This window comes from Nonomuraea glycinis (assembly GCF_035920485.1).
Taxonomy (GTDB): domain Bacteria; phylum Actinomycetota; class Actinomycetes; order Streptosporangiales; family Streptosporangiaceae; genus Nonomuraea; species Nonomuraea glycinis.
Window position 1 is genome coordinate 2,792,049 of the sequence record NZ_CP109166.1, and the last position, 10,037, is coordinate 2,802,085.

General features: G+C 70.9%; 11 protein-coding genes. 7 read left to right on the forward strand and 4 right to left on the reverse strand.

From position 1 onward, the window contains the following. Nucleotides 1–172 precede the first annotated feature (172 nt). Nucleotides 173–1,066 carry a M23 family metallopeptidase gene (locus OHA68_RS12895; RefSeq protein WP_327107855.1) on the forward strand — a complete coding sequence of 298 codons (894 nt, stop codon included), beginning with the start codon at nt 173–175 and terminating at the stop codon, nt 1,064–1,066. 11 nt (nt 1,067–1,077) lie between these two features. On the opposite strand, the gene OHA68_RS12900 is transcribed toward OHA68_RS12895, so the two are convergent. Together OHA68_RS12900 and OHA68_RS12905 are read right to left on the reverse strand one after the other, a co-directional pair. Then, complete coding sequence (locus OHA68_RS12900; RefSeq protein WP_327107856.1) at nt 1,078–1,647, reverse strand: flavoprotein; 570 nt, start codon at nt 1,645–1,647, stop codon at nt 1,078–1,080. After that, complete coding sequence (locus OHA68_RS12905) at nt 1,644–3,008, reverse strand: helix-turn-helix domain-containing protein (RefSeq protein WP_327107857.1); 1,365 nt, start codon at nt 3,006–3,008, stop codon at nt 1,644–1,646. Before OHA68_RS12905 ends, OHA68_RS12900 begins: the two co-directional genes overlap by 4 nt. A 219-nt stretch (nt 3,009–3,227) precedes the next feature. Between OHA68_RS12905 and OHA68_RS12910 the strand changes: the two genes are divergently transcribed. Continuing rightward, entirely contained in the window at nt 3,228–3,488 is a 261-nt protein-coding gene (locus OHA68_RS12910; RefSeq protein ID WP_327107858.1) for a hypothetical protein, read from the forward strand. A gap of 172 nt (nt 3,489–3,660) precedes the next feature. On the opposite strand, the gene OHA68_RS12915 is transcribed toward OHA68_RS12910, so the two are convergent. Both OHA68_RS12915 and OHA68_RS12920 read right to left on the reverse strand, forming a co-directional pair. After that, nucleotides 3,661–4,314 (reverse strand): response regulator transcription factor, encoded by a 654-nt coding sequence (locus OHA68_RS12915; protein WP_327107859.1) that lies wholly within the window; start codon nt 4,312–4,314, stop codon nt 3,661–3,663. Further along, entirely contained in the window at nt 4,302–5,414 is a 1,113-nt protein-coding gene (locus tag OHA68_RS12920) for a sensor histidine kinase (RefSeq protein WP_327107860.1), read from the reverse strand. Before OHA68_RS12920 ends, OHA68_RS12915 begins: the two co-directional genes overlap by 13 nt. 131 nt (nt 5,415–5,545) lie before the next feature. On the opposite strand from OHA68_RS12920, the gene OHA68_RS12925 reads away from it, so the two are divergent. From OHA68_RS12925 to OHA68_RS12945, 5 genes are all read left to right on the forward strand, one after another. Continuing rightward, a complete protein-coding gene (locus tag OHA68_RS12925) occupies nt 5,546–5,923 on the forward strand; it encodes a DUF6069 family protein (RefSeq protein ID WP_327107861.1) in 378 nt (125 codons plus the stop codon). After that, complete coding sequence (locus tag OHA68_RS12930; protein WP_327107862.1) at nt 5,920–7,041, forward strand: alpha/beta hydrolase; 1,122 nt, start codon at nt 5,920–5,922, stop codon at nt 7,039–7,041. The genes OHA68_RS12925 and OHA68_RS12930 overlap by 4 nt, the downstream gene beginning before the upstream one ends. Before the next feature lie 107 nt (nt 7,042–7,148). Beyond that, the gene (locus OHA68_RS12935; RefSeq protein WP_327107863.1) at nt 7,149–7,997 is read left to right on the forward strand and encodes an aminoglycoside phosphotransferase family protein; all 849 of its coding nucleotides are present in this window, start codon (nt 7,149–7,151) and stop codon (nt 7,995–7,997) included. A 139-nt stretch (nt 7,998–8,136) separates the two neighbouring features. Further along, nucleotides 8,137–9,162: an ATP-binding cassette domain-containing protein gene (locus tag OHA68_RS12940; RefSeq protein WP_189137624.1), complete on the forward strand. Its 1,026-nt coding sequence runs from the start codon at nt 8,137–8,139 to the stop codon at nt 9,160–9,162. Further along, entirely contained in the window at nt 9,159–9,995 is an 837-nt protein-coding gene (locus OHA68_RS12945; RefSeq protein WP_327107864.1) for an ABC transporter permease, read from the forward strand. The genes OHA68_RS12940 and OHA68_RS12945 overlap by 4 nt, the downstream gene beginning before the upstream one ends. The last annotated feature ends 42 nt before the right edge of the window (nt 9,996–10,037 follow it).

Genomic DNA, 10,037 nt, shown 5'->3' on the forward strand with positions numbered 1-10,037 from the left:
CCTATGGATCGTTCCAAAGGTGGATGGAAGCCCTATATGCCCGCCCTTCCCTATGCGGATCATGTGCGGATGTTATGCAGCCCCTCCATTACCGTCTGTCCCCCACGGCTCATCGACATCAGAAGCGGGCGGAGATCCGTACCCCCATACGCACCTGTTCAGAGAGGCGAGCATGCCCACCACCGGCAGGCCGACCTGGCCGAAGACCGTTCTTACGCTGACCGTCACTCTCGCCGCGGCGCTGATTTCCCAGCCCGCCTCAGCGCAGGACACCGCCGTCGCGGCCGTGTCCCACAAGAGCCCGTTCAACTGCGGGAAGACCTTCTACGCCAACAACTGGTCCCCCGGCCACAACCCATCGGGCTCCCTCGACTGGCAGAACCACGGCAGCGACGCCATCAACGGTGAGACCGTGCGCGCCACCGCCTCGGGCACCGCGTACTTCTACAACGCGGGAAGCACCAGCTATGGCAAATGGGTCGAGGTCCGGCACAGCGACGGCTCCAGAACCCGCTACGCCCACCTCGCGACCACGGTGAAGGCAGCCGGCGGCTCGATGAGCGTCAGCCAGGGCACCACGATCGGGACCGTCGGCTCGACGGGCGGTTCCCAGGCCCCGCACCTGCACTACGAGCAGCGGACCTCCGGTGGCGCGATGGACACCAGCCCGACGGTGGACGGCGTGACCGTGTCCCTGGGCCAGAAGAAGGCCATCACGAGCACCAACTCCTGCGGCGGTGGAGGCGGCACCGGCACCACCCCGGAGAAGGTCTGCGGCAGCGGGTACGCGGTCATCGACTCGGCCGCACTCACCGGCGGCCGCGCCTACCTGCTGTACAACTCGGGCAACGGCTCCAACTGCGTCGTGACGCTGAAGACGAAGGTCGGCTCGGCGTCATCGATGGCGGCCTTCCTCGAACCGCAGGGGCAGAGCAGGACGACCGACTCAGGCAGCTACACCTCCTACGCGGGGCCCGTCAAGCGCAGCGCGCCCGGCCAGTGCGTCAAGTGGGGCGGCTCGATCGGCAGCAGCACCTACACCAGCCCGTTCGAACACTGCGGCTGACGGTCTGAGGGTCAGTCGCCGAAGCGCTCCTCCGGCGACTGACCCTGCGGCCGGGTGACGCACTCCAGTGCGAGCGCCCAGGGGTAGCCGTCGATCCGCTCGGGCCCGGAGCTCGGCGGATGCGGCTCGAACTCACCGGGACCGAGCAGCACGCGTACGCCCTCGGCGCGTAGCTGGTCGACGCTGCGCCGGAAGGGGATGCGTCCGGCGAGTGCGGTGTTGACGAAGGGCAGCACGACGACCGGGATGCCGAGCCCGGGCGCCTCGGACAGCAGCCCGAGGGCGTAGGTGTCGGCGACGCCCTGGGCGAACTTGTTGATCGTGTTGTAGCTGGCCGGGGCGACGATGATGGCGTCGGCGCGCGGAGACTTGGGCTCGTGCGGCTTGCGGTACCGGCTGCGAACGGGACGCCCGGTCCGCTCCTCCAGCTCCGGGACGTCGATGAAGTCGACGGCCGACGGAGTGGCGACGACCTGCACGACCCACCCGCCCTCCTGCGCCAGGGCGACCAGCCGCCCGACCTCAGGGGCGGGCCCTGCGGCGCACACGATGACGTAGAGGACCTTGCCGATTCGGGTCAAGCGCCGACTCCCAGGATTGCCACGTACTCACGAACTTCACGACGGATAGTGCTCGGGGCCGTGTCCAGAATGTCACGGACCATCCGGAGAGCCGAAGGGCGGCCGGTGATCTCCTCGGGTGCGAGCTCGCCTGCCGCGCGCAGGAGGTGCAGCGCCTTGTCGTGCTGGTTCCACATCAGGAAGGCTCGGGCGGTGTCGAGCAGCAGGGTGGCCTTGCGTTCGCTGATCGACAGCTTGTTCAGCTCGACCTGGCGGGCGTAGTCGATCGCGGTGCCGGCGTCGCCAAGGCGCAGTGCGGCGTTCACGCGGTGGCACAGGACGTTGGTCGGGCCGAACGCGGTCCACATGTGGTTGGCATCGTGGCCGAGCCGGGCGCCGACCTCGGTTGCCTCATCGAGGAGTTCGGCGGCGTTGTGCCGGCTCCCGCTGTTGGCGGCGGCGATGGCTCCGCACAGGAGGAGGGATCCATAGACGGACAGATCGTCGGCGGAGGGCACGGCGAGATCGGCGTCCATGCGTTCGGCCGCGCCGCGTGCGAGGTCGGTCGCAGCGTGATGGTGCCCGCCGTCCATCAGTGCGCGCGTGATGACACGAGCGCTTGAGCCGATCATGAGAGGGCTCTGGCTGGCGTGTGCCGCTTGGACACTGCGATCTGCCGCGAGCCAGGCAAGCCCCTTGTCCTCCTGCTTGAGCAGGATGGACGCGGTCACGTGGTAGGCCTCGGCGCTCAGGGCTTGGGCTCGTAGCCGCTCTTCGCCGTCGAGGGAGGCGCAGGTGGCACGGAGACTGCGCAGCAGCGTAGGCAGTTTGGCCGTCACCTGGGCGTATCGGCACGCTTGGTAGTCGCGCTTGGCGGCGGCGACCGTACTGGCGAGCGATTTCAGGTCGGTGGGGCTGTTCATGGGCGTGGAGTGGTCCACGAGGACGGCGGCGATTTTCTCAACGTCGACGGCCACACCTTGGACGGAGCCTGGTTGTGTGAGCACAGCGCTGAAAAGCGTCGCTCCTGTCAAACCGACGAATTCACGACGTCGCACGACCTTCTCGCCTTCTCCCGGTCCGACGAGGTTCCTAACACGCGCTGTTATAGACGTTCTTTCGACTGTACGGGTGCGTTTGGTAGGGGTGAATCCCAGGTCTTCCGGGGCAAGGTGAGTGACTTCGGTCAACGCCAGCCGGTACGGTTCGCGAGGCCATGAGACCTCACCCGCTTCCCAACGGCGTATACGCTCCTCGTCGCAGGCCAGGGTGTACTTGATCCCGTTCTTGGTGAGGTTGACGATCCTGGCCATTTCGGCGCGGGTCAAACCGGCCCGCTGCCGCCAATCCCGAAGTCGCTTGTTCGGTGATACCTCGGGCATATCCGGCCTTCTTTCTCCGAACCGAGATCGAAAAAGGGGTTAAGAGGGGGCGTCTCAGCGGGTCCTCCCATTCTGCTTTTCCAGTGGACTTGCCATCAATCAATCACGGTACGTCGAGCGAATCTCCGCGCCTCCGGATTGAGGAGCGGAAGGTGTCTCGACCGCCTGGCGAAGGCCTGGGCGAAGGAGCAGGAGATGAATTCGATCATGATTGCGGCCATGGATTGGAACCTGGGCCGGCAGGCGGAGGCGGCTGCGCTGGTCCTGCTGCGGGACCGGCTCACGACTCTGGGCGTCGACGCCGTACTGCGCGACAACAACAGCGCGCTGCTGGTCCACCGGCCCCGGCCGGGCTTGCCGGTGTGGGTGTTCGTCGGTTACGGCGGCGCGTACTACTCCTGGCAGAACGCCGAGAAGCGCCATCCGGTCGAGGACGCGGAGGGGGCGGCGAACGTCTTGGCGGCCTACGTCGCCACGTAAGAGGCAGGCCCGGCGGGGCAGCGGCGTCCCTTGTGTCCACGGCCAACGGGCAGCGCACGGCTGAGCCTTGTACGCGCGAAGCGCCCCTGCGAAGTGTCTTGCGCGCCGCCAGGCGCGCCCCCCAGAAAGACAGTCCGAGCGTAGCGAGGCCCTTTTTGCCTGGGCGCGTTCGTCAGGCGAGGCCGGCGTCGTGGGCTAGGAGGGCGATCTGGGTGCGGTTGTCCATGCCGAGTTTGGTGAGGATGCTGGAGACGTGTGCCTTCACCGTGGTGATGCCCATGGTGAGGTCGGCCGCGATGTCGGCGTTCGTCCGGCCGCGCGCGATCGCGAGGGCCACCTCGTTCTCGCGCGGGGTGAGGGTGGCCAGCGCGGCGCGGGCCCGCTCGTAGGCGTCGGCCTGGGTCAGGGTGCGCTCCATCAGCCGCCGGGTGATGCGCGGGGACAGGATCGGGTCGCCCGCCGCGACCCGGGTGACCGCCTCCACGATCTGAGCCGGCGGGGTGTCCTTGAGCAGGAACCCGCTGGCGCCGGCGCGCAGCGCGTGCAGGATGTTCTCGTCGGTGTCGAAGGTGGTCAGCACGATCACCTCGGGCGGGCGGGCGCGGGCGCGCAGCCGGCGGGTGGCGGTGATGCCGTCCACCTTGGGCATGCGCAGGTCCATGAGGACGACGTCGGGGGCGTGGGCGTCGGTGGCGGTGACAGCCTCCTGGCCGTCGGCCGCCTCGCCGACGACGGAGATGCCTGCGGCGCCGTCCAGCATCATGGACAGCCCCGCGCGCACCAGGGCGTCGTCGTCGACCAGGAGTACGCGGATCACTCCGGCCATGGTAGCCAGGCCCGGAGCCGGAATTGTCCGCCGGTGCTCTGGTGGTCCAGTTGCCCGCCCGCCAGCCGTACCCGCTCGGTGAGCCCGATCAGGCCGACGCCGCTGCCGGGCACGGTCGGCGCCGAGCCGGGCGCGGGCAGCGGGTTGCGGATGTCGATCAGCAGGCGCGCGCCGGGAGCACCGCGCAGCAGCACCTCCACCGGCTGGCCGGGGGCGTGCTTGCGGGCGTTGGTCACCCCTTCCTGGACGACCCGGTAGCCCGTCCGCGCGGTGGCGGCGGGCAGGCCGGCGTCGGCGGTCTCGTCGTCGATCCGTACGGCCTGGCCTGCCTGGCGGGCGTCGGCGGTCAGCCGGGACAGGTCGGCCAGCGTGGGCTGCGGCTCCAGCCCGAGGTCGTCCTCCTCGCGCAGCAGGCCGATCACCTGGCGCAGCTCCTCCAGCGCCTGGTGCACCCCGGAACGGATCACCCCGGCGGCCCGCGCGAGCTGCTCGGGAGAGGAGTCGGGGCGGTACTCCAGCGCCCCGGCGTGCGTGGCCACCAGCGACAGGCGGTGGGCCAGCACGTCGTGCATCTCCCAGGCGAGCTTGCGGCGCTCGGCCATCCGGGCCTCGGCGACCCGCCTGCCCTGCTCGGCCTCGGCGCGACCGGCCCGCGCGTGCAGGGAGATGAGCAGCGCGCGGCGGGAACGGAGCAGCGCGCCCCAGCCGAGCAGCGCGCCGTACGCGGCGCAGATCAGCAGCAGCCACCAGCCCGAAGAGATGCCGGAGTTCGGCCGCCACAGCCCTTGGACGAGGTGGGCCGCCATGCCCGCCACGGCGACCGCCGCCGCGACGGGGAACCGCCTGCGCGAAGCCACCTGGAGCGCCCCCATCGTCGCGGCGGGCGTCGCCACCGGGGAGAGCGCCGCGAGGAGGGTGGCCGCCAGCGCTCCGGGGACCGGCCACCACAGCTGGGCGAGCGCCGCGACCAGGCTCACCGCCGCGACCGCCACGTCCAGCCCTCCATCGGCCTGGCCCCACAGCGTCACCGCGGTCAACGTGCCCACCCCGAGGAGCGCGCTCGCCACGTGCACGGGCCGCGGGGATCGCTTCTCATTCACCGGCCCAGGCTAATGACGGCCACGGTACGGCCGGCACCTACCAAAGGAGGACCCGCCCCGCACCGGGGACGGACAGCGCGCGACCACCTGCCCGATGCGGCGACCCGCCCGGGCGGGCGAGGCTGATCGGCATGAACACCTCCATCAGAAGACTCCTCGTCACCGTGCTCGGCGCACCCGCGCTCGCCCTGGTCGTGTGGGCCCTGGCGGTCCCGCTGGCCGGAACGACGCTGATCGTGCGGATGGCCGGCGGCACCCAGACGGTGGATCCGGTGTCGGTCGTCGTGGCCAGCCTGGCGGCCGGGCTCGCGGGCTGGGCGCTGCTGGCCGTCCTGGAGCGGTGGTCGGCCCGGCCCGGCCGCATCTGGACGATCATCGCCCTGGTCGTGTGCGCGCTGTCGCTCACCGGCCCGCTCGGCAGCGCCGTCGGCGCCGCCGCGACGCTGGTGCTGGTCCTGCTGCACCTGGCCGTCGGCGCCGTCCTCGTCCTGGGGCTGGTACGGCGATGAACCTGCCCTACGGATACCTGATCACCCTGGTTCTCATCGCGATCTGTACGGCGTTCGCCCTGGCCACGCCCGGCCGCCCTCGGGCCCTCGCCATGCTCGGTTTCCGCCTCGGCGTGGCCCTCAACGAGCTGCCCTTCGTGCCGTTGGCCTGGCTCCTGGCCGCCACGCTCCTCGCCCTCGCCCAAGGCGACCTGACCTCGCCCGTCATCGCCGGGGCGGCCGTCGTGACCATGGCGGGCCTGGGCCTGGTGGCCTGGCGCGGCCGTCAGGCGCTGCCCGCCGTACAACGCGCCATGGGTACGGTGCCCGTCTCGCACCGCCTGCCGTACGGGCGCATTCTGGTCCGCCCCTTCCTGCGCCGCCGCCGCGCCGTGGAGCGCGTCCCCGGCCTCAGGTACGGCCCGGCGGGCAGGCGCAACCTGCTGGACCTCTACCGCCACCGCTCCCGGACCGCCGCCGCCCCGGTCCTGATCCACCTGCACGGCGGCGGTTATACCGGGGGCAGGAAGAACACCCAGGCGCTGCCGCTGCTGTACCGCCTGGCCGGCCAGGGGTGGGTGTGCGTCAGCGCCAACTACCGCCTGCGGCCGGAGGCGACCTTCCAGGACCATCTGGTGGACGCCAAGAAGGTGATCGCCTGGGTCCGGGAGCACGGGCGCGCCTATGGCGCCGACCCCGATCGGATCTTCCTGGCGGGCAGCTCGGCCGGCGCGCACATGGCGGCCCTGGCCGCGCTCACCCCGGACGTGCCCGCCTTCCAGCCCGGCTTCGAGCAGGTGGACACCTCCGTCACGGCGGTGATCGGCCTGGGCGGCTACTACGGCCCCTACTACGACGCCGACTCGCGGACCTCGCCCCTGGCCCATGTCCGGCCGGACGCGCCGCCGTTCTTCCTCGCCCACGGGGACCGCGACACCGTCGCCCCGGTCGAAGACGCCCGCCGCTTCGCCGACCGCCTGCGCGAGCTGTCGGCCCAGCCGGTCATCTACGCCGAACTACCCGGCGGGCAGCACGCCTTCGACCTGTTCCACTCGCCGCGCTTCGAAGCCGTCATCAACGCCATCGACGCCTTCGCCACCCACGTCCTGCCGTCCCGCGCGGACACGTCCACCTCCTGATCACCCACGGGATATTCGGTCGACAGGCAGGCCCGCGGTGCACTGTGATGGTCCGGCCGCCCGCCGTACAGAGGAGTCGTTTCTTGGCCACCGCGGACACTCGCCCCATGATCGATGCCGCGCTGGTCAGGAGGCTGGTCGATACGCAGTTCCCGCAGTGGTCCGGGTTGCCTCTGCGGCTCCTGGACCCGGCCGGCTCGGACCATGTGATCTACCGGCTGGGCGAGCGGCTGTCCGTCCGGCTGCCCCGCCACGCCGGCGCCATCGGACAGGCCGAGAAGGAGCTCGAGTGGCTGCCCCGCCTGGCCCCGCGGCTGCCCCTGGCCATCCCGGTACCGGTGGGGGTGGGCGAGCCGGACTTCGGCTATCCGTGGCGGTGGGCGGTGTCGCGCTGGCTTGACGGCGAGGTGGCGACCGTCGAGGCACTGGCCGACTCGTCCGTGGCCGCCGTCGAACTGGCGGAATTCCTGGCCGCCCTCCAGCGGTTCGAGTCTCAGGCCGTGAAGGACCTCACCGGCCGGCCGCTGGCGGACCGGGATGACGAGACGCGGGCCGCCATCGCGGAGGCCGGCGGCGTGTTCGACGCCACCGCCATGACCGAGCTGTGGGACGCGGCCGTGCGCGCCCCTGGCTGGGATCGCCCGCCGGTCTGGTTCCACGGCGACTTCCACACCGGCAACCTGCTGACCGTCGACGGCCGGCTCAGCGCGGTCATCGACTTCGGCGGGCTCGGCATCGGCGATCCGGCCTGTGACCTGACCATCGCCTTCACCCTGATGTCGGCCGGCAGCCGGGCCGCCTTCCGCGCCGCACTCGACGTGGACGACGCCACCTGGACGAGGGGCCGAGGCTGGGCCCTCACCACCGGCCTGAACGCCTACACCACCTACGCCGCCACCAACCCGAGAATCGCCACCCAGACCACCCGCCAGATCACCGAGGCCCTCATCGGCTAGCTCCCGGAGCGGTGGACGCCAGCGGTGTCGCTGTCCAGGCGGCTGTCCGGGCGCGTGAGGTGAAGCCGAGAAGGCGCGGCCCGCAACCGGTGAAACCGGGTGAGGGCGCCGTGAAACCGGCGTCGCCGAGAGTGAAGCCATGAGCATCACAGAACTCGGACGTATCGCGAGCGACCCGCCCCCCGACCGGAGCACCGGCCTGGCCGTACACGCGGAAGGGCTGGTGAAGGCGTTCGGCGGGCACCGGGCCGTCGACGGGATCGACCTGGACGTACACCCCGGTGAGATCTTCGGCGTCCTCGGCCCGAACGGCGCCGGCAAGACCACCACGCTGAGAATGCTGGCCACCCTGCTGAAGATCGACGCGGGCCGCGCCGAGATCTTCGGGGTCGACGTGGCCGGCAACCCGCACATGATCCGCCAGCTCGTCGGCGTCACCGGGCAGTACGCGTCCGTCGACGAGAACCTGACCGCCAGCGAGAACCTCTGGCTCTTCGGCCGCCTGCAGGGCATCGCCGCACCGCGCGCCCGGCGGATCGCCGCCGAACTGCTGGGCCAGTTCGGCCTGGAGGAGGCCGCCGACCGGCCGATCGCGCAGTTCTCCGGCGGCATGCGCCGACGCCTCGACCTGGCGGCCAGCCTGATCACCAGGCCGCCGCTGATCTTCCTCGACGAGCCGACCACCGGCCTCGACCCGCGTACGCGCGGCCAGATGTGGGACACCATCCGCGGCCTGGTCGCCGACGGCTGCACCGTGCTGCTGACCACACAGTATCTGGACGAGGCCGATCAGCTCGCCGACCGCGTCGCCGTCATCGACCACGGCCGCAAGGTCGCCGAGGGCACCCCCGACGAGTTGAAGACCGCGGTCGGCAACTCCGCCCTCCAGTTGCTGCTCGCCGAGCCGGACGAGGTGCCCGTCGCCGTGGAGATCGTACGGCGCGTCCTCGGCTCCGAGCCGGTCCTCAGCCCGGAGCGGGGCCGCCTCAACGTCGCCCTCGACCAGGCCGACCTGGCCGCGGACGTACTGATCGCGCTGCGCACCGCCGGGGTGTCGATCTCCTCGGTGAGCGTGGCCAAGCCCAGCCTGGACGAGGTGTTCCTCGCCCTCACCGGCCACGAGACGGACCATGACGACCAGAACGGCACGGAGGAGAACCGATGAGCACCATGATCGCACCCACCCGCGAGACGGTCCGCGCCGCCGAACGCGTGGCGGCCGCCCGGCGGCGCGTCTCCCTGGCAGAGACGCTCAGCCAGACCCTGGCGATGGCCTGGCGGGCGGTCAAGAAGATGCGCCGCAACCCGGAGCAGTTCTTCGACGTGGCGCTGCAGCCCATCCTGTTCACCGCGATGTTCGCCTTCATCTTCGGCGGCGCCATCGCGGGCGACGTACAGAGCTACCTTCCCCTGATGATCCCCGGCATCCTCGCCCAGACCGTGCTGACGACGTGCATGGCCACGGGCACGCAGCTGCGCGAGGACCTGGAGAAGGGCGTCTTCGACCGGTTCAAGTCGCTGCCGATCTCCCGGATCGCGCCGCTCGCCGGCCCCATGGTGGCCGACCTGCTGCGCTACACGACCGCGGCCACGCTGACCTTCGGCATGGGCGTGGTGATGGGCTACCGGCCGGGCGGCGGGGTGGGCGGCGTGCTCGCCGCGATCCTGCTGGCGATCATCACGGGCTGGTCGCTGGCGTGGGTCTTCACCTGGGTCGGCACGATCGCCAGGAGCGCCCAGGCCGTCCAGGGCATCTCCATGATGATCATGTTCCCGCTGACGTTCCTGTCGAACGCGTTCGTCCCCGTCGAGACCCTGCCCGACTGGCTGGCCGCGTTCGTCCGGATCAACCCGGTCTCACACCTGGTCACGGCCGCCCGCGACCTCGCCAACAACGCCGTCGTCAGCGGCGAGGCGGCCTGGACGCTCGTGGCGTGCCTGGTCGTCATCGCGATCTTCGCGCCGCTGTCGGTACGCAGCTACAAGCGGCACATGTGATCTGCCGGAGACCTGCTCCACGAGACCGCGCGCCTCGTCGAG